The 19529-nt window shown below is 34.9% G+C and carries 15 protein-coding genes; 1 reads left to right on the forward strand and 14 read right to left on the reverse strand.

The features are described 5' to 3' along the window. Nucleotide 1 precedes the first annotated feature (1 nt). The 6 genes from cas6 to IQ228_RS05595 form a co-directional block, all read right to left on the reverse strand. On the reverse strand, nt 2–796 hold the full coding sequence (gene cas6, locus IQ228_RS05570) for a CRISPR-associated endoribonuclease Cas6 (RefSeq protein ID WP_228043712.1): 795 nt from the start codon (nt 794–796) through the stop codon (nt 2–4). Next, nucleotides 768–1490, reverse strand: coding sequence for a type I-D CRISPR-associated protein Cas5/Csc1 (cas5d, locus tag IQ228_RS05575; protein ID WP_193962363.1), 723 nt, complete (start codon nt 1488–1490; stop codon nt 768–770). Before cas5d ends, cas6 begins: the two co-directional genes overlap by 29 nt. A gap of 87 nt (nt 1491–1577) precedes the next feature. Beyond that, nucleotides 1578–2564 (reverse strand): type I-D CRISPR-associated protein Cas7/Csc2, encoded by a 987-nt coding sequence (cas7d, locus tag IQ228_RS05580; RefSeq protein ID WP_193962364.1) that lies wholly within the window; start codon nt 2562–2564, stop codon nt 1578–1580. Nucleotides 2565–2576: 12 nt separating this feature from the next. Next, the gene (cas10d, locus tag IQ228_RS05585; RefSeq protein ID WP_193962365.1) at nt 2577–5519 is read right to left on the reverse strand and encodes a type I-D CRISPR-associated protein Cas10d/Csc3; all 2943 of its coding nucleotides are present in this window, start codon (nt 5517–5519) and stop codon (nt 2577–2579) included. Between the two features lie 3 nt (nt 5520–5522). Continuing rightward, a complete protein-coding gene (gene cas3 / locus IQ228_RS05590; RefSeq protein WP_193962366.1) occupies nt 5523–7643 on the reverse strand; it encodes a type I-D CRISPR-associated helicase Cas3' in 2121 nt (706 codons plus the stop codon). A 178-nt stretch (nt 7644–7821) separates the two neighbouring features. Next, nucleotides 7822–8121, reverse strand: a complete 300-nt coding sequence (locus tag IQ228_RS05595) for a hypothetical protein (protein WP_193962367.1) — start codon at nt 8119–8121, stop codon at nt 7822–7824. A 455-nt stretch (nt 8122–8576) separates the two neighbouring features. Between IQ228_RS05595 and IQ228_RS05600 the strand changes: the two genes are divergently transcribed. Continuing rightward, nucleotides 8577–9524: a YafY family protein gene (locus tag IQ228_RS05600; RefSeq protein ID WP_193962368.1), complete on the forward strand. Its 948-nt coding sequence runs from the start codon at nt 8577–8579 to the stop codon at nt 9522–9524. Here the strand turns inward: IQ228_RS05600 and IQ228_RS05605 are convergent. The 8 genes from IQ228_RS05605 to IQ228_RS05640 all read right to left on the reverse strand — a co-directional run. Further along, nucleotides 9509–9658: a DEAD/DEAH box helicase gene (locus IQ228_RS05605; RefSeq protein ID WP_193962369.1), complete on the reverse strand. Its 150-nt coding sequence runs from the start codon at nt 9656–9658 to the stop codon at nt 9509–9511. The genes IQ228_RS05600 and IQ228_RS05605 overlap by 16 nt on opposite strands. A 59-nt stretch (nt 9659–9717) precedes the next feature. Beyond that, complete coding sequence (locus tag IQ228_RS05610; protein ID WP_228043713.1) at nt 9718–12021, reverse strand: TIGR03986 family CRISPR-associated RAMP protein; 2304 nt, start codon at nt 12019–12021, stop codon at nt 9718–9720. After that, a complete protein-coding gene (gene csx19, locus IQ228_RS05615; protein ID WP_193962370.1) occupies nt 12018–12581 on the reverse strand; it encodes a CRISPR-associated protein Csx19 in 564 nt (187 codons plus the stop codon). The genes IQ228_RS05610 and csx19 overlap by 4 nt, the downstream gene beginning before the upstream one ends. Continuing rightward, nucleotides 12578–14023, reverse strand: coding sequence for an RAMP superfamily CRISPR-associated protein (locus IQ228_RS05620; RefSeq protein WP_228043714.1), 1446 nt, complete (start codon nt 14021–14023; stop codon nt 12578–12580). The genes csx19 and IQ228_RS05620 overlap by 4 nt, the downstream gene beginning before the upstream one ends. After that, nucleotides 14023–15696 (reverse strand): RAMP superfamily CRISPR-associated protein, encoded by a 1674-nt coding sequence (locus IQ228_RS05625; RefSeq protein ID WP_193962371.1) that lies wholly within the window; start codon nt 15694–15696, stop codon nt 14023–14025. Before IQ228_RS05625 ends, IQ228_RS05620 begins: the two co-directional genes overlap by 1 nt. Next, entirely contained in the window at nt 15697–16413 is a 717-nt protein-coding gene (locus IQ228_RS05630; RefSeq protein ID WP_193962372.1) for an RAMP superfamily CRISPR-associated protein, read from the reverse strand. After that, on the reverse strand, nt 16406–18091 hold the full coding sequence (locus IQ228_RS05635; protein WP_193962373.1) for a hypothetical protein: 1686 nt from the start codon (nt 18089–18091) through the stop codon (nt 16406–16408). The genes IQ228_RS05630 and IQ228_RS05635 overlap by 8 nt, the downstream gene beginning before the upstream one ends. Continuing rightward, nucleotides 18088–19529: Card1-like endonuclease domain-containing protein (locus IQ228_RS05640; RefSeq protein WP_228043715.1), on the reverse strand; the 1442-nt coding region annotated here is incomplete at its 5' end. The genes IQ228_RS05640 and IQ228_RS05635, both read right to left, overlap by 4 nt.

The following is a 19529-nucleotide window of genomic DNA, read 5'->3' on the forward strand; positions in this document are numbered from 1 at the left end:
TCTAAATTCTTACTTGTCCCATACCCATAGCTGTTTTCCGTCCGACTCCAGAAAAGACAGCGAAGTTAGCTAAAACAGTGGCAATTCTGGCTTGTTCGGGGTCTGGAAACCGATATTTTACCCAGCCGACCGTACCAATTTCTGCACCAGCTTCCATCTTCAAAGCATGAGTTTTCAGTTCAAAAGCAGAAACTAAACCCTGCCATTCAACTTGAGGAAATTGTAATTCTGTGGGTGCAAATCTATTCCAACGACGGAGTAAACTGTTAAATACTAAATCGGGTAATGGAAAAGGTTGGATATTTTGATTCTGTTTAAAACTGGTGGGAGAGAGAAATTGCAAAGTGATATCACTAGAGACTGATGTATTTGCCAATATGGTGTAATCAGAGGAATCTACTAGAGGATGAGTCCCTGGTAGTGAATAAATACTACGAATTACAAAGGGGCATTTTCCTAAATAAATAGATTTATTGTGGGAAGATTCTATACCCTGTAGCAAAGGTTGAATTAAATTACTATCTAAAAGAGAGATCCGAACAACAAAATCATCACCTAGTTGTATACCTTGTTTGCGACGATAACCAATTAATCCTGATAAACTCAAAGGTGATTCTTGACTATCATGAACTGCCGTTGCTATTTGTGCATCTCCTAAACTTAACCATTGCATAACTTGAGCATGAATCGCTCTACCTAATGTAGTGGGAATAGTGCTTTCACTAGCAGCACCTAATTGAATTACTAAACTTTGTAAAGTCATAATTTTAGGAAGATACAACTGTACTTGCGCCATAAGCTACTCCCACAGGTAAACAAGTTTTATCGGGTAATTCATAATAACCTCCAGTTAGTTGAGCTTGACTAACTAAACTTGCTGGGGGCATAACAATTCGGTTGTAAAGCAATAATTTGGTTGATGAGGACAAATCCAAAGGATTTAAAGGATGCTTGGTAATATATTGTCCTGATTTTTCTTTGATATCTGTAATTTCCCTCTTTTCAATTTTTATTTTAGATGACCATTTACCTAATCTAATCCACCTGGGAATTTTGATAGTTTCATGAGCTATAATATAAGTCTTATAGTGACTACCTACAGCCAATTCTTTAGCCCTTCCATAGTTAACAGGGTAATTGCGTTTTGCTCCTTCACCACCAAATTGTGCAGATTTACCATAATAGGAAACTTGGGCGGCTTTAAAAGTGTTTACTTGATATGACCAAGTAATCGGTAAAGCCGGAAAAACATAAATCCCAGCTTCATTTAGATGTAAAAGATTTTGTTCTTGACTAGAATCTAAATAACTGGGTTTTTGGGCATTTATACCTTTTAGGCGATAAGGTCTAGGAATATACGCAGTTTCAAAAAAGGCAAAACTCAACGCCCAATTGTGCAGATATTTCTCAGTTTCGTAGAGAATACCCATTTCCCGACTTGCAAAAAAAACATTATCATGCAAAGTTAAATCACATTGGTAGAAAATCATATTATTCAAAAGTTGTTAATTTAAAAATTGTAGGTTGGGTTAAGCAAAGCGAAACCCAACATTACCGACAAGCTTGATTTTTTAACTCTATTTACCTTTGCCTTTTTTAGCTACAGCACCGTAAGTTTCAGCATAGGTTTTGGTTTGTTGATATAGCGTTGTTAGGGTATTTTGCAAAGCGGTTTCATTTTGATAAATAGCTAAAGTTTCACCTAATAAATCAGTTAATTGAGAACCCATAATTACTTGAGTTTTCCGTACTGGTTCTTGATTGAGTAAATTAGTTGTCACTTCTGCTGCTTTGGCAATAATATCTACAATTGGTGCATTGATATCTGGTTTCAACGCATCATACAATGCCTGAGTTAAATGTAAATTACTAAAGATTTCACCATCACATAAAACAATACCAATAATATGATTTGACATTGTTCCTGTCCGTGATTCCTGTGCGCCATAACGACGGGTTCGCATTAGATTTCCTAACACATATAGAAAGCCTTCAAATGTAGGGTCACGGAGGGTTTCTACAGTGGGGAATGTGATTTCTGGGAGAACATGGTCTAATTCATTAATTGCACTTCGCATTACCCCTTGTTCACTCATAGTACCCCCTTCAAAAGGAGCATTAAAGGTAAAACTACGGTGAGATTGTTCATAAGAACTCAGCGAAAAAGCGGAATCCGAATAAACTTTAGAACGCTCTGAACCACTATCACCAATAGCAAAACCGTAGATAATACAATCTGGGCATTTTTTGCAGGAGTTTTCACCGTTGTATTCACAGAATTTATCTGTTTCTTTGGAGTTACCACTGGTTAAATTGAGAGAACGTAATAATTCCCTTCCTCCCAATCGTTCTGGTGTAATTTGCTTACGTTTGAACATTACCAAACGACTGATAGGTTCTTTCGCTTCTAAACCAGCTTGAGTTCGCGCAGTATTGAGAACGCCATCAGTTTGAAACACCGGAAAAGATTGACTGTGGCGTAACATGATAAAGTGAATATATTTGCCAGATGCTAACCGGGGAAAAGCAGGATGAAATTCGGATTTTAGTGTGGTTAAGTTCATGTTTTCTATTCCTTATGATTCAGGTTTTTCAGTATTTTTTGATTGCAAAGCTGACCAACGATAGGCAAATTCAACCCCGGATTTAATGCGGTTGCGGTTTTCTTGGAGCAGTGCGCGATCGCCTTTATAAAGTCCCAGAAATAAATCATCAACACAGGTAGTTATAAATTGGTGAATCGCCATTAATTCCTGACTCTTGCGGGTACTAATATCTACAGATTTATCTAGTAAGTAGGGACGTTTATAAGCTTCTTGACGTTCTAAGGCATCATGAAGCTGTCCAGCACCCTGAAGGATGATATCTTCCCGGTGAATATGTTCAGGAACTGTCAGAATTACCTCTAAAGATTTAGAGATAGGTAACAGGATTGCATGACTGGATTCACCTAAATTGACTTGATAAAATTGACGATATTCTGTAACAATGCGCTGGATTAATTTCAATTTGTCTTGCATATTTGTGTCTCCTTTTACCCAGGTTTGGGCATAATTCCAAATTCGTTTAACATCTTCTGTTCCTGGTTCTTTTTTAGTGTTACGAAATCCCTCATTAGCAATTGCAAAGATATTTAAAACATCAGTTACTAAATCCCTGACTGTGCCATTCAATGCTTGCCAACGAGCATCGGGTTTTTTACTACGGTTATCCAAATGCAAACTGTAGGCTATTAACAGTCGGTTTAATGCAGGTGATAAATCTTGTATTCTCAGATTTTGAGGTGTACCAAATAACTGCCAAAATCCTGCTGCACCGTCCAAAATTGCAGATTCAGAAAACTCTTGATCACTGGCATAAAGTGGATCAGGACTGCTAGTAGCAACGACTTTTACACCCAATAGAAGAGGCAAAGCTAAGGTCAAATAAATAGGTTCTACCCAAGCATCGGTAACTGTTTTTCCTCTGGTGGTGGTGTAAGTCATAGCCATAAACGGCAAGTCTTTGGTCGAATAATTTCGTGAAAATCTCCCTGCTTCTGATTCTTCTCTCCAAGGTAAATTTTGCAGTCCGTTGTGGTGCATTCCCGCATCTAACCAATGTTTGCGGACTTCCCAAAGATTAACTCGTTTAAATTCTTGGACTAATGCTTTTACAGCCCTAGCAACTTGGGGAGAGTAAACATAAGCTGGGAATATATAAAGAAATACTGGTTGTTGTTCTTCTAGTTTCCCTGGTGGTGCAGCCCAAATAGCTTGACGTAAGAGCATTTCCAATGCCCAAATTTTAGATATACCTCGTTTAATGCGTCCTCCACCCAAAGCATTTTTATTACTATATTGTTGAGGTTTAAACAACACTACAGTATCTAATTGTTCTTCCGCTTGTGATTCACCACTACTCAAAGAACAAATAGGTTGATTGGTGACTTTAGCGTTGGAGTATGCAGCTAATTCATTGGCAAACTCACTGGCCTGATGGTTAGGGCAAATTTCTAGGTATTGATCTAAATATTTAATAAAAGCCTCATGGGTGGGATTCGCTGTTTCCTTGAGTAATGCGTTTTCAGTTGCCCAAGTTGCTAGTTTATTACTTAATTCTTGCAAATACTCTCTTATTTGTTGTTCATCTAAAGTTGCATGATCCGCAATATAATAAGCCGCAACTTGATACCAACCATAGTTTACTCCTCCAGATTGTACCTGTGTTTGTTCTGGGGTGATATGATTTTGTAATTCTAAAGTTGTCAAAATCCAAGTTATATAATCCTGAGAACCTTCAAAAAACTCTCGTTGTGCCAGAATAATTAACTCTGCTAATCGGTCAGCCCGAATATCTGCACCTTTTAATAAAAAAGTTCGTTCTGTATCATTGAGGGTTAATTTTTCTAATCGTTTGGGTGTGGCAGGAACTTTAGCATTGGCTACTTTAACTTGCACGACTTCAGGAAGCAATCGAATCAAATCACCAGAACTGAATAATTCTAAAGTTTGTGGGGCAATTTTTACACCCTTACCATCACGAACAAAGCCAACATCACCACTTTGAAAATATGCGGCTAATCCTTTTTGATTATTTTCTTCATCTCCATAAATTAAATTTTCCCAAACGGCTGTTTGAATTTCTGTTAATTCTGGCATCTCTGTATTAGATGGTGCTAAATAAATCACACCTTGGGCAAAACATAGAATTTCTTCCCAACCTAATTGACGCGCAAAATTAACAACTGCATTATGAATTTGGTTGGTAATTAATCCCCGACAATCTCGCAGACGATGATAAACTAACTTTTTGGGGATATTTAACCAATATAAATGATCTCGTAAGCGATCGCCTTTGGTACTAGTAACAATTTCTGCGGGGTCTGATATATGCACCGCAACATCACCAAAAGCGAGTAAATGGCGCAAAACATCATTTAAACGACGGTCATCTATAGTAAATTCTCGTTGGTCATTTTCCCAATTAGAAATTACAGGATTGCTGTCAACACTGAATTGTGTATTTTGGGCTAAAAATGCTATTTCTAATAAATATTTTGGCCATTCTTCCCAAAACTCTTGAAAGTTTAATTTAGTCCCTAAATCTCGACACAAGTTAATAATGTCATCAATTTCGTGAGCTTTTGGTGGTGGTTGTTCTTCTCCTTGACCCCGTACATATTTATTATAATCATGTAAGGTCAACCCCAAACATAATAACTTTTTTTCAACAGGTTGTAATTGTAAATTTTGAGGTAAATAAACACTTAAATTCCAAGCTGTTAATAGTCCATTTAGAACATGAACTAATAAACTTTGGTCAGGTTTATTTGCCCAGCGTTTAGCATTTTCTTGGGCGTATTTATCCCCCTGTTTAACTAAATTTTGATAATGTACTATTTCTGAACCACCCATAGCCGGAATGAGTCCAAATTCCCTTTCCATTGCTGGTAATATTGTATCAATAAATAAGCGTAAAATTGGGTCTGTATTTTCTGATAATGTTTCAATCAGTAATGTTTGCAATAGAGTAGGCATAGTTTAAAAAATGTAAGGTTTACTTCTTTCACAAAATTTGATTTTCCATTTGATTGCTTCTAATAACAAAGCATCTTGATTAAAAGCACAAGCATAAAATTGTCCGTCTGCATCTTTGAGTCGGTATAATCCAAAGGTATGACTTAAATAAAGATTCCGAGTAATTTCCCAATGACTATTAGCTTGAGAGCGATTTACCTGTACTAAAAATGCCAATAGTTTTCTATTTCTTAAACAACGACTAACTTCTGTTTGTGGGTGTCCAGTAATACTAAGTTTATCAATGAAAGAAAGAGTACATTGTTTGAGTTCGTCGTTCAGGCGATCGCATTCCAAACCAACGGAAAATCTGGTATCTGACCAGCGTTGGATTTTGAGATAAACTTGAATATATTTATCAGGAAATTCTGTGTGGGGATGATTAGCCTGTTTTGCAGCTTTTAAGAAATCATCTCTATCAACTATTTCAACTTCAGCCCAGGGTAACAACTTCAATAAATCATAGGTGTAAAACCGTCCTTGATCCCACACTGCGGCTTGTAAATCAGAACCACCTCTAAATCGTAATAGTTCCTCTTGTACTGCTTTACCAACTCCGGTTTTATCGTTACTAAGAGCATACCAATGTCCGCGTTTTTTATCTAGTTGTTCACCGTAAACAAGACGTAAATCTTCAGCTATTTTATCTTGTAATGGTTGCATTACTCCTTGTTTTTTATTACTCATGCTGAATAACATTCCCTGTGCTTGTAATGCCCCCCAATAATTGCGGTATTGTTCAAAATCTTTGGTAGGATTAAAAACTTCTTCAATGATTTCTCGGAACTGAAGACGGTCATATTCTGAATTAGTTAATTCTTTCTCTAACCTAGATTTAATCCAAGGAGTACGATTAGATAAAAGCACAAAAGCTTGATAATCAGAAAATCCTGCATGACGACCAAGACGACCTAATCTTTGAATAATGGTGGCTGAATCACTGGCTTCAAAAATTAGTAAATGAATTCTAAAATCAACACCTACATCAACTGCTGAAGTTCCCACAACTAATACAGGTTTATCAGCATCTTTCAAGGCTGTGTGAGTTACAGACCTTTCTTGTCTATCAATACGTCCACTGACTTCACAAACGATAATATCAGGTATTAATTTCTGTAATTCTCTAACTGTTCTACTTACCAAAGCCACAGAGTTAAGAATAATTAAACCCCGTCCTCTACCTTCTGTTTGTAAAATATTACGAATATTTGGAGCTTGTTGAGTCAGCCAAGTTAGAGAATCACTATCTTGTTCTAATGGAATAAACTCTAGAGTTACTGCTTGACATATTTGACGATAACCGGGAGTAGGTTGACTAACATAATCCCCAGCTATTTCTTTAACTTTAAATCCAGATTGTTTGAGCTTTTTAATAAAATCTGGTTTGGGAGTTGCAGAAGTAAACAGAAACTTCATCTGTCGTCTTTTCGGACGATTATGACGAATTAATAACAAACTGTTAAGAATAGCTGCTTCCTGATGTACGCCAAAAATATGGAACTCATCAGCTATATATAAATCAAGATTCCTAGCTAAAATAATTGGTAATTCTGCTCGATTATAAGCTGGGTTATGATAACGAAAATGCGTAACTAAATGAAAAATATCAGGGTTGGTAAGAATCACATATTTTTGTTTAAAGATAAATAGTAATTCTTTAAACTTGTTACTCTTTTCTCCCTGTTCAACCAATTGAGCTAACTTTGCACCATAGAGGCTATCCACTCCATCAATTCCCTGTGGATTAAACTGCTCGAAATAACCATAAATCTGTCTTTCTTGGTCTGTTACTAACTCAATAGTTGGGTACAGTCCAATTACCCTCAACCAATTATTGAGCAATGATACTAAATAAGCAGCTAATGATTTACCGTCTCCCGTAGCAGATTTATTAAAGATAATGTCAGCGTCACTGTTGGTAATTGCAGCATAAGTTTCTGCTTGGTGGGAAGATAAAGGACAATGATCACCTTCTCCAAAGTTGGGTGCTTGTTGTTTAACCTTACAGGTTTGGATACATTGCAAAGGACAAGTACCGACCCCCGGATTCAATTTTGAGTATTGAGGAAGTAAAGAAACTTTCACGGTAGGGTAAGTATTGTTTGGATGAGACTACTTTAATACCTTTAAAAAACTAGATGTAGTCAAAAAATGACTATATCTCACAGGAAACCTAGTTAAATTAGATAAATCACATTATCAGGGTACGGAAACCGCACCCCTACAAGAAATTCTGGTTTAAGAAACTTGGTAACTGTGCTTTTTAAGCAGCAACTTCTAAAAAACTCGCAGAAATCAAGCTTATATGCAGAATATATCTTCTAGATTCAGTCTTGTTTAAAAGTGTAATGAGAATTACTGAACCATCATCACAGGTAATTTCAAAGTTACCTTTTTTGACTTTTTGACGAATTTCCCTAGCTGAAATGTCCTTATCCGTCAGAATCTTGATAAATTTACTGGCTTTTGTAGTTCCGATGTTTTCGCTCTTGAAAGGCATGGGAACTTGATAACGGCTTAGGTTTAATTGAAGTTGTGGACTTTTTATTTGTTCTTGTGCCATAATGATTTGTGATTTTTTCCAAAAGAATATTTGAGTGGCTAAAAAAATTAGTCCCTTGAAAAAGTGTAAGAGTGTCGCGTGAAGTACAAGTTCAGGCGACACTTTTGTATTTTTTACTGACTTAAATCTTACATTAGTTGTGATTTGTTTGTCAAATAATTCATATTTCCTATATCAACACCAAAAATTATATTTTCCATATCAACACTTGAATCCATAAGAGAGAATGCTATAATCCATTTCATGGGAGGGTAAAACCCCATGTATTTACCTGGGTAACGAATCCCGAAAAGCGGGACTGAAACTTGATGTAGGCGATATGAATTGCTACCCTCCCTCAAAAATCCTCTACTCATACACAAATAGTGCTTACATTGTTATGGAATTCAGCAATCTAAGCAAAATATGACTTACTTAGTAATACTGGAGATAGTATATTACTTCTCTCAGTAAAGATGTCATCAAAAAATGATAATAACTCTAATCAATTGGGTTTTATGTTGGAGTTATTGAAGCTGCTGGCGGAAAAACCCTGTAAAAAAGCCGAGTTGGAAATCTTGTTGAGCGATCGCGGTTTTGAAGCTGGTGATTTATCACAGAAAATTGCTCGTGCCATTGGTAAACTCCGAGACTGCGGTTTTGAAATTAAGGCTGCACCCAACCGTCCTTATGAGTTAGTGACATCAGTGTTTCCCGTTATCTTATCTGAAGAACAAAGACAAGCATTAGCAATGGCCTCTGAGTTATTGGCGAGTCTGGGTTTTTCTGCGGAAGCTGGGCATATTCACCGCATTGGTAACTTTCAAAAACCTAAGTCCCCTGGACTAAGAACAGACTTTCATCCACCTACAGATTACAGTGAAGATAAAATCAATGAAGTTGTGCGTCAGTTACAGCAAAGATTTCAGCAGAAACGCCGCTTTGTGGTTTGGTATCGCAGCAGAAAAGGTAAAGAAACATTCTGGGATTTAGATAAGTCCGAACTGAGATTACATAACAGTGTTCTCTATTTATTTGCTTTAGTTCCCGACTTTCGTAGTTCTCATCTTGAAACCAGACCCAATGCTGAACAGAACATCACTTTGAGAGTAGACCGCATTACTAGAGTTGGTGGAGTTTCCCAGACCCCCTGGACTTATAGTAAATTTCCTACTCTAGATATTACCTACCGTCTGACAGGAGATTTAGCGAGTTATAGACCCCGCAGACCCCACGAAACAGTTATTTCCTCACTAGAAACTACAGAATATGTTGATATTTTAACTCAGGAAGACTGTATATTTTGGTTTCGTCAAAGAATGCTACAGTACGGTGCTAGTGCTAGGGTTTTAAATCCTGATTGGGTGGCAAAAGGGGTTAAAGATGCTTTAAAAAAAGCCTATGATAATTACTGTGTTGAATAAAAACAAGAGGTTTTCCCTGACCCTGTGGGGGCGCGGAGAAGGATGTCTTGACGGTGGAGGAGTTTAGCGATCGCTTCTCGTTGAAAGTTGCGTGGGGGGAATGTAGTCAGGGTTTGGAAGTGTTCATCTATCATCAGTTCGGTAGGTTCATTGGTTTCTGAGAGGTGATGGAGAGGGAAGTGCGTGATCGCTTTTATTTTTTCGGTCTTTGTGGTCTAGCTAAAGGATTAAAATGACTCTCTTTAGAGTCAGAATTGGGATTTTCCTGAGACTGCTGACTTTTTTTAATCGGCTTACCTACATCACTACTTTTAGGCTTAGGTATAGGTTTTGGAATATTATTAGTGCCATTTGGACTTAAAGGTAAAGGAAGGGGATTATTAAGTCTACGGTTATCATTCCATCCCATGACTTGAAGTGGTGTTGGAAGTACGGGACGTTCTTTATATTCATTGGAATCATTAATTCGCGGACGTTTTTCACGCTTGATTTCCATGTAACGTCTTTGTTCGATATATTGTTCTGAAGGATTTTCCTCCCATACCAACATTCCTAGCAGCATTTGAATTCTAGTGATTTTATCAAATTCTTTAAAATCTTGATAAACTCCACTATTATGAAGTTGATTAATTAACTCTTCTTCAAAATTAACCTTATATTTCGATAAATTATTATCTGATTGTTCTATCTCTCCATTGTTCCAATCATTACTGCTAAATAAACTTCTGTATCTTTGTTGGCGATCGCTCAAACATAAATTAGGTTCAACTTTAATAGATCCCATACCTAAAGGTTTACCCATCCCTAGTTTGAGACGATATTGCTTATCTTTTTCATCTTCTCTTTGAGCAATATCGAGTACCCATAATAATGCGCCTAATTCAATATTAGTGAGGTTTTCAAAATGGATATAAAACTTAAACTTAACTCCTGAATTTATAGGTTTAATTTTAGTTACTTGAGTTCCTGTAGCCTTATTACCATCTGGATGCTCAAAGTTATGATTTTTTCCTTTATGCCAATAAAGTTTATGCCCTCGAATCACTGTTTCTGATTCTGGTTGACTAGCATAATGTTTTAATTTGGCTTTGTCAGCTTGAGGATTATCTTTTTCAGGCTGAACTAAATAATGTTGAAAGCAAGTGGGTTTTGGTTCGCTAAGAATTTGGGGTGTAATGGTATCATTAAAATTACCTTTATACCAAATACCTCTTGCATCAGATTGATATTGTGCATCTGTTACAAATACTCTACTTGCACGTTGACGCATATTCTCAGGCAGTTCTTTTTTGTCAACCCAACCAAAAATTGCATCAGCTAAGTCAAGCAAGTCAATTTTAGAATTTTCTTTCTTACTTGTTAAATGTGTGGGAATAAAATCAGCAACGGTAGCAGCATATCCATTATCTTGATGAGTGTAAGGAATACGAAAATTAGGACTTTGACCAAAAAAGACTACTTTATTTCCATTTTCGGGGGGATAGTAAAAAACAACAGAACAATTTTCATTCAACATTCCCCAATCCTTGCTAAAGGGAGATTCTTTTTGAAAATCAGTTAGTGCATTTCGATAATATTCTATAGCTCTTTCATCCAATCTCAATTTTTCTACATTTGAATCAGATTCAAATACTAAATAGTCAAAAACAAGACAGTGATTTCTACGTGGGGAAAGTTTATCACTATTATCTTGTTTCATATTTCCACTGGTGACAAGAACTCCTTTTTTTTGAGGATAAGTATTTGGTGTATCAACATCTGATGCAAAAAGCCTTTTAGCTCTATCATTGTAATCAATTGCTACTTGTCTATAACTTACAGGAATATACTGTGGTTTATAACCATCCTCATCAAATTTTATTAACTCTTGTATCTCTAAGTCTCCTTCTCTAACCCAAGCAAATGTTGCACCCTGTTCTTTTTTCGCTGGTTGTATATACCATCCTTCGTAATCTTTTTTAAGATAACCTGCTTGAATTGTTTTGTTTCTTAAATTATCTACGTATTTTTGATATTCTTTTCCTAAAGAGTCTGTATTCTGACTTACTGCTACTGCACGAAAAAATAATCGCTGATGATCAGAAACTTGATCTATTTTACTGAAAGTAATAATTTCAATCAAATTCCTTAACATTCCTCTCAAACTACTACCAGGAATAACAGGTTTTGTAGATTCTCCTAAAGGGTTAGTATAAAAGAAATTTGGTAAATCTTTTGATTTTACACCACTTTCAAATTCATCTTTTGTGAACCCACATCTAATATAAAGAGGTGATTCAGTAGTTAAAGTACATTCAATTCTGCCAGTGTAACAATTATCACTTCGCAAATAATAACTGTTTTCCTTTGGTAGAGAGTCTAGTGATACTTCTAGAACCTTCTCTGGCAATTCTACGAAATTATAGGGAGCTACTGCTTGACGCTGAATATCTTTATCTCTACTACGTTCTCTAATTGTAATAGATTTTGGAATATCATTATTATGTTTAGGATTCATTTTCTAACCTCCTGAAAAGTAGTTAAGTTAACCAGACGACTTAGATCAATTCGAGCTACACCAGAATCATCGTAATCAATATAGTGATGAACAGTTAAACGCAAAGGACGTTCATTGTCTTTAAAATTAATACCAGTTAAAGGTACAGCGTGTCTTAAACCTTGTTTACCATCAGAAACTAGAGTAAAATCATCTTTTTCTTCCTCTTTCTGAGTTCCCCAGAGAACTTGAGCTTCGGTGATATAATCTTTCTTTGTTAAATGGTCATCTTCAATCAGACGGGCTTTAAAACCTCTATCTGTTTTCCAAATCATTACTTCTGATTTATTACCAAAAATACGACATTGTTGTAGTGTATCACAATGTAATTTTGGGAATTGTGGAAAAACACTATCCGCAGTTATTAGGTGATAGCTTTTATTAAAATATCCCCATATTACACCATCATTAGCATGAGCCAAAAGATACTTTAATTGATTATCTTTAGCTTGTTCTTCTATCCATACTTTCAAATCAGAATTATCTGGTATTTCTAAATGTTTACATTTTGGTTTATTCATTTGTTAACCTCCTTATTTAATGCAGAAACAAATTTTTCTAACGAGTCAGCATCATTGATAACTAAATTTTCTTGTGGTGAAGATTGTACAATAGTAAATGTTGTTTTTTCTCCCTTTTTTTGTAAAGTAATAGTTACATCTTTTCCTTGTAATCTCCCTCTACCAATACTGCTTGTACCTCCTACTGGTAAATCTCCAGTCCATAAATCTTTTAGTAATAACAAAAGTAAACCAATTTCATGATTTTCTGGATTACGTAATTCAAGATTTAATTTAAAATGTGTATCCTTTTTTGTATCCTTTTTAGAAAATATTGGCTGTTCATTGAATAATGCACCATACAAAGTACCACCAGTAAAACGGTCAATAGCTATGCGATTTTGTACTAAATCTGTGGTGTTTTCAATGACGCTTTCATGAACTATTAAACGACTAGCTTTTGCTTCTGAAATTTTGTTTTTAGATAAATCTGATCCAAAGATATCTTCGATAATACTGACATTTTTGCCAATTGTATTAATGATACGTTCTGCACGATGACGTAACACTCCAGCTAAAGATGTACCAGATAAAACAGGTTTTAATTCTCCATTACGTCGTGATTTTAAATGTACTACATCGGGTGCTTTATCACTGGATGCTTGACCAGAACGAATTAATAAAGGACTAGCAAGAGTAAATGTAGTATCAATTTTACAGAACTCGCGCTGATCATCTTTTTCATCCAGAGATACATTTAATGCTTGTGCAATTAATTCATGAGTTGGATAATCAGGAAATAACTGCCAATGTTCAAATCTTAACCAATCTAATCTTTGTTGATAATCTGTTAAATCAAATTGCCATACTTGCCACTCTTTGATATGACAGCGACCAAAACCACGATGTTTTTTGATTCCTAAACTAATTTCACCTTGTTTTAAACCTTGGAGTGCGATCGCTAATCCTTTTATTAAACTAGATTCATCAGATTCTTTTTCTATCAATAGCTCAAAACATAGAGGAAATTCTGCACCTGCTTGCAAGAGTTCTAAATCATATTTCTTTTTAGGGTCTGCTGTGCGAGTGACACTATTAATTTTGACACCATCTCTGAGTTCAGGTTGAATTATTTCACTACTAATTGCATCATTGATAATTAGTGGACTTTGATCACCATCCTCATGAGTACGTAGTCCTCCAAATAACGAAGATTCATCACTGTTTTGGTATTCCCGTAAATAGTTCCGTATAGCACCAGCAATAGAAGCACCGGTTAAAAGAGCATGGTTACTAACACTATCTCTCAATAATGATAAGTCAGTTGGACTTTCAGAATCTCCACTTCCTAAACAAGTTGGTGTATCTAAGATTAAATTACCTCGTATAATAATACGTTTAATAATATGACGCTGGTTACGCTGAAATTCAGTTTCTTGGTGAAATAACTGTGTCATTGTCATTAATTGTTCTCCTTTTTAGCTTTCTTTGCAACTGCCATAATAAAACGCAGAGTATATTCTTTCGCCAAATTAGAATTAGGTTGAATTTCTCGGATTACTCCAGCAACATTTACTGTTAGTTCTTCGGGATTTGGTAGCCATGATTTAGAATTACCTATAGGTTTTTCAAGCCAAATTTTAATTTTCTCTTCTAAGGAGGATTTAGTTCCCGATACTTGAGTATTTCTATATTGTTCACGAGCTTTTGAAGTTAAATTATTTAACAAATTGCAAATTGGTAAATAAGCACAAGATTGTAAATTATGAAGTGTATTCAATCCTTCTCTAGCAGCCATTTCTAGTCTAGATAATTGAGTATTGGTAATATTTTCTGTCAACTTAATATAGCTAACTTTTTCGACAAGACATCGCTCTAATCTTTGTCTTAAAATATTTTCAGCTATTTGTGCTGCTAAATCATGGTATTCTTCTTCGATGTTAATATCTGGCTCAGAATCTACTTGCAGCAAATTAATATTAAATTTTTCATAAGTTCCTAACCAGTTAATAGCAATTCTGCCAAACCCATCTATACAACGTTCCCCAATTCCTTCATTTTCTAATGTTTTAATTTGTTCTTCTGTAAGTTGTGTATTGAATACAAAAACACTACCTGCACTTACAGCAGTCATTTGAGGTAAAGATAAACCCCATTTTCTATTAAATCCACCTACAACCTTACTACTAATAAAAATATCTGTTGGTTGAGGCAACTGTATTTTTATTTTTAATTTATGTTCTAATTTCTCTTCAATTGCTTGTTTAACTGATAATGGATCAGTCGATATTTGTCCACAATTATTTCTCACAATGGTATCACTCAACAGAGTAACTCTTAGCTTTTTACGATTGATTCTGTTTTTAACTTCAATTCCTATTTCAGACCATTCTTTATTTTTACCATTATCAATCTTATAAGAATCAATTTTAATTATTTTTGTGTGTCCATAACCTGCGCTTTGAGAACCACCTAACCATATATCTTCTGGTTTTAATAATTTCTCAATAGTATCTGCATCATTATCTTCACATAAAATAATCGCTTGAAAAATTTGTCCACTATCTAAAGCCTCATAACGAAAAATAGCACCTTCTCCTTTTTGAATTACTTGATTATTATCTGGATTACGTTTTATTGGTGATGAACGTCCTTTAGTGCGATCACGTAAATTATGAATATTAATTCGTCGTTTATCTTGATAAAAAATAACTTGAGAGTTATTAACTATGCAAAATTTTTCATTAATTCTTTTTAAAGATGATGTTTCTGGAATATTTTGGCTTAAATCAAGAATCTCTGTTGAAAATAGCTCTTCATCCTTATTTTGATACCAAGGAAGAGGTACAGGTAAAGTACGTTTTTCTTGTTCCTCACAAAATAGATAGGCGTTTAAATAACGGTTACTACCATTAAAAAATAATCGCTTAATTTCTTGATTAGATTCCTTGTTAATTTCCTCTGATAAAAAATCATTTGGTAATTCTGGATGGCGTTTAATGTAGCGACTAATTAACGCACCACGAATCATACTACCAGGAATATAAGGATAAGATACATCACTGTTAGGATCACCTTGAAATGAAGTAGCTAAAATTGGTTGTTTTGCTTCTAATAGAAAAGTAATTGCTTTCATTTATTTATCACCTGTAATTGTTCCAAAACGATTTAATAAATCTGTATCTTGAGTCAGATTATTTTTTTGAGCATCATATAAACTACATTGAACATGACCACGTCCTCGATTACGTCCACTACCAAGATGTCGTAGTGCTAAAACTCCTACTACTAACAGTGATTTCATATCTTTTGTCAGTTCTTGATCAAAAAACAAATTAGCAGTAAAACGAGCTTGAGTATTAGGTCGATCACGTATTAAAACACGAGCGGAACGTAAACTTCCTTTATCAGATGAACCACTCTCTGAATTAATTGCTGTTTGACGACGAATGGTTGTTAGTGAATTTAGTATATCTGTTAGTGTTAATTGATACTTATTTGCTTGTTCTTTCTTCTGTTCTATCTCTATTTGAATAGCAACAACCTGTCGTAATTTATCTGGCAGACAAGCATCACCAACGTGCATAATTGACATTGTTTCTAACACACTACCAGGAACACCAAATAGTTTATTCCTAACATCTAGCCAATGTTTTTGGATATCATCTTTTAACAAGACAATTAGGTTATCACACTCTTCACTTAATAAACCTTTTAAGGTGCGTCCTCTTAAATAAGGAAAACCACAATCATCATGTTCAACTTCTTGATCAACTAAACCAGCAACGCCATCACCTCGACCAAAAGTTGTATCACTCAATAGTTTAATTTGTAGCTGTAATTCATCACTCATTTTTATTACCTTTTAAACCAATATAGAAATCAAGTGCTTCAATAGCATCAAAATAAACACAACGCTTGCAAAACCAACCTGAATTTTCTAAATTATCCAATTGTGATAGAGGTGGTAAAGTTTTGATTCCATAAGCATTTGTAAACTGTTTAGTTTGACTATATCCCTCACGAAGAACTTCTCGTAACGCAATTACTTTATTACGACGCTCTTTCCATTGTTCATTACCTTCTACATCATCAAATTGACCATTAAAATGTTGAATTATATTAATAAAATTAAACCAAGTACGCCATTGCTCATCATCTGTATCATGGTCTTTTAGACGTATTGGACGCATAATCAAATTACCTGCTGCAACTTGATATTCTCGTTGACGAATCTCTGCAAGTGAACCAATTAAACCACTAGCGGCAAAATGCCAATCAATAGTAGAACAATAGTAATTATCGTCACATAATCTATCTCGTTCTTCACGGATAAACTTTTTAGCTTCTTTATATAAATCCTCAACAATTTGGTAAGCTCTAGCAAAGGGATAATGAGTTTTCACAATACACACTCCAGCACGAGCAGTTAATTCTTCATTATCTTCATTATCGGAAACCTTTTGATTTTCAAATTCTCTCAGATAAATTGCTGCTAACTCTAATCCTAATCTGCCATCACATACAAAAATAACATCATCACCACCAAATACCAAGGGACGAAAAGGAAAGTATAATTTACCATTTTTAGATTTTTTTAAAGCAAATTTAGCAATAGTGCCTATAATTTCTCCATTTTCTATAGAATTAGAAACAACTTCTACAACTTTCCTGAGTGCTGAGATTCCGGCATTTTGAACATCAGCAGATAGTTGACGCATATCAATAATTGCATCTTGATCTGATTTACCTTCTCCGCATTTTTGAAAACGATTTCCCATTCCGTTACCATCTGCATGAACAATAGCAACGTAACTAGAATTACCTTCAGAACGACCTAAATAGTCTGTTCTATAAGGAAAATCATAAAGTTCTTCATTAAAAACTTCTCCAAATTCTTTGATTAATCTTTCATTTGCATGAGAAACAGCTTTTAATTTAGATTTAGTTTCTCTAGAGATTAAATAGATATCCTCCTCATCTCTCCTGGAATATTCCTCGCTAGTATCAACTGCTGGTAGTTGAGTTGATTGACAAGTACCTGTAACTCCTAAACCCAATAAAGGTACAGAAGCGATTCTTTCTCGTTTCTTTTTAGATAATTCTTTTTCTAGAATATAATTGAGTTTTTCTTTGAAATTTCCTTGTCCAAATTCAAAATCTTGATAGTGAGCAACCACAATATTTAAGCCAGGTGCATCTTGTAAAACTTGCTTACTGAGAATTTCAGTAAAGCGTTTAGCGTATTGAAAATTAGCAAAAAGTAAAACTGCATTACCACCACCTGTATAAATTATTTCGGCGGCTATATCCTCATTACAAATGCGAACTTGCTGTAATGATTTACAAGTTGGGATATGAACTTTCTGATTGAATTCTTTTCCTAAATCTTTTAAAGCTTGCTCAACCCATTCTTGAGTAGTCTGAGAAACCAAGTATGATGCACCGATATTTTCACTCAAGCGGTTACTACTAAAAACATAGTCCTGAATACCTGTAGTATCTACAACTGTGATAGTTAATTTATTCATGATTGACCTTTATTATCCTTTACCCAAGTAGCAATTTTTGTTTTTAAGTCTGGTAAGTCTGTACGAACAAATACTGCAATTTTTGGATTATCTGTAGCAGTTTCAAGTTGACGTTTAAGATATCTATCTATTCTGTTTTGTTTACTTGGATCATCTTTATGATCACAACAACAAACTAGAGCTACTCTAGCTTCATCACCACCTAATTGCTTTGCTCTGATATATGCCTCAAATAGTTTCAATTTACACTCTTTAGGGTCTTTACTGGTTGTGCAGGAAATTGCAAATAGCTGATAATTTCGCATAAAAGCGACATCAAACTCAAATTTTACATAATCATGAGTTGTTTTTTTCTTGATCAGCATCTCAAAATTCATCTGACTTTCACCAATGTTTAGATAGCTATATTTTTCATCTTTAGTTATCTCCTGAATTTGATTAAGTACATAATGCTCTAGCCAAATACCTCCTAACCATTGACAAATTTGTTGACAATTTTTAAATCCTTTCTTTTTGGTTTCATTTAATGCAAGTTTATTCATTGCACGAGAAGCATCTAAATGATTAACTAAAACATCTATAAAATCTGGATGGATACTTGATAAATTTAAAAGTAATTTTGAAAGATCATCCTCTGATTTCCACCGACCTGTGTTTGAATCTATTGCATTTTTTAGCTCTCCAGAGTTTCTATCAAGATGAGTATTAGACCATCTTCTCCAAATTTTTGCTATTTCTTCATTTTGATAAATCCTAACAAATTCGGCTGCTGCACCTGGTAAAATTGGCTGTGAAAGTGGCTGTTTACCTTGTTGAAACTCATAATTATGAAGTTTAAATAGCTGCTCTAGAGAAACTTCAAGCTCAACACCTCTATGAAAAGGTTCTAGTTCTGAAGTATCTACAAATATTTCTAACGTACTTGCATCAAGATAGCTAAAGACCGTATCATTTCTTTTTGAATTTAATTCAGATATTGCTCGATGAGCGTGAACAGCCATCGTATTTGTTCCGCCTGTGTAATGTAGCCCAATTCGTTCATGCACTGGTATTGCACTTGCGTATTTGTAAACTTCTTCATAAATTTTATACGCATTAGATTTATTATTTTGTGTCTTCTCCTTATCTAAACTAACTCCTTTGCCCTTACAAATGTTTTTCAAAGCTCTTGTTAATTGTTCTGCTTGGGAGTCAGTTTTATTAGTGTGAACAAGATATACTGTACATTTTTTATTTTTATCTAATAGCTTCATAGCAGCTACATAATTAGGTAATGGATTTTCTCCCACTAGCAAGAAAAGATGTTGAACCTTATGGTCTTTAAAAGGATTTGTTGTATTCATCGTTGAAACCTGCTGAATATTTGTTTGAATGTTATTTGAATAGGATGATTGAAATATAAGGAGAGAGCGATCGCCCCCTATCCCCCACTCAACCC

The sequence above is a fragment of the Dolichospermum sp. LEGE 00246 genome (assembly GCF_015207865.1).
GTDB classification, from domain to species: Bacteria; Cyanobacteriota; Cyanobacteriia; order Cyanobacteriales; family Nostocaceae; genus Dolichospermum; species Dolichospermum heterosporum.

Bases quoted from the DNA above. Each gene is read 5' to 3' on its own strand.
- cas6 (WP_228043712.1), bottom strand. From the start codon at position 796: ATGGCGCAAGTACAGTTGTATCTTCCTAAAATTATGACTTTACAAAGT.
- cas5d (WP_193962363.1), bottom strand. From the start codon at position 1,490: ATGATTTTCTACCAATGTGATTTAACTTTGCATGATAATGTTTTTTTT.
- cas7d (WP_193962364.1), bottom strand. From the start codon at position 2,564: ATGAACTTAACCACACTAAAATCCGAATTTCATCCTGCTTTTCCCCGG.
- cas10d (WP_193962365.1), bottom strand. From the start codon at position 5,519: ATGCCTACTCTATTGCAAACATTACTGATTGAAACATTATCAGAAAAT.
- IQ228_RS05595 (WP_193962367.1), bottom strand. From the start codon at position 8,121: ATGGCACAAGAACAAATAAAAAGTCCACAACTTCAATTAAACCTAAGC.
- IQ228_RS05600 (WP_193962368.1), top strand. From the start codon at position 8,577: ATGTCATCAAAAAATGATAATAACTCTAATCAATTGGGTTTTATGTTG.
- IQ228_RS05605 (WP_193962369.1), bottom strand. From the start codon at position 9,658: ATGATAGATGAACACTTCCAAACCCTGACTACATTCCCCCCACGCAAC.
- IQ228_RS05610 (WP_228043713.1), bottom strand. From the start codon at position 12,021: ATGAATCCTAAACATAATAATGATATTCCAAAATCTATTACAATTAGA.
- csx19 (WP_193962370.1), bottom strand. From the start codon at position 12,581: ATGAATAAACCAAAATGTAAACATTTAGAAATACCAGATAATTCTGAT.
- IQ228_RS05620 (WP_228043714.1), bottom strand. From the start codon at position 14,023: ATGACAATGACACAGTTATTTCACCAAGAAACTGAATTTCAGCGTAAC.
- IQ228_RS05625 (WP_193962371.1), bottom strand. From the start codon at position 15,696: ATGAAAGCAATTACTTTTCTATTAGAAGCAAAACAACCAATTTTAGCT.
- IQ228_RS05630 (WP_193962372.1), bottom strand. From the start codon at position 16,413: ATGAGTGATGAATTACAGCTACAAATTAAACTATTGAGTGATACAACT.
- IQ228_RS05635 (WP_193962373.1), bottom strand. From the start codon at position 18,091: ATGAATAAATTAACTATCACAGTTGTAGATACTACAGGTATTCAGGAC.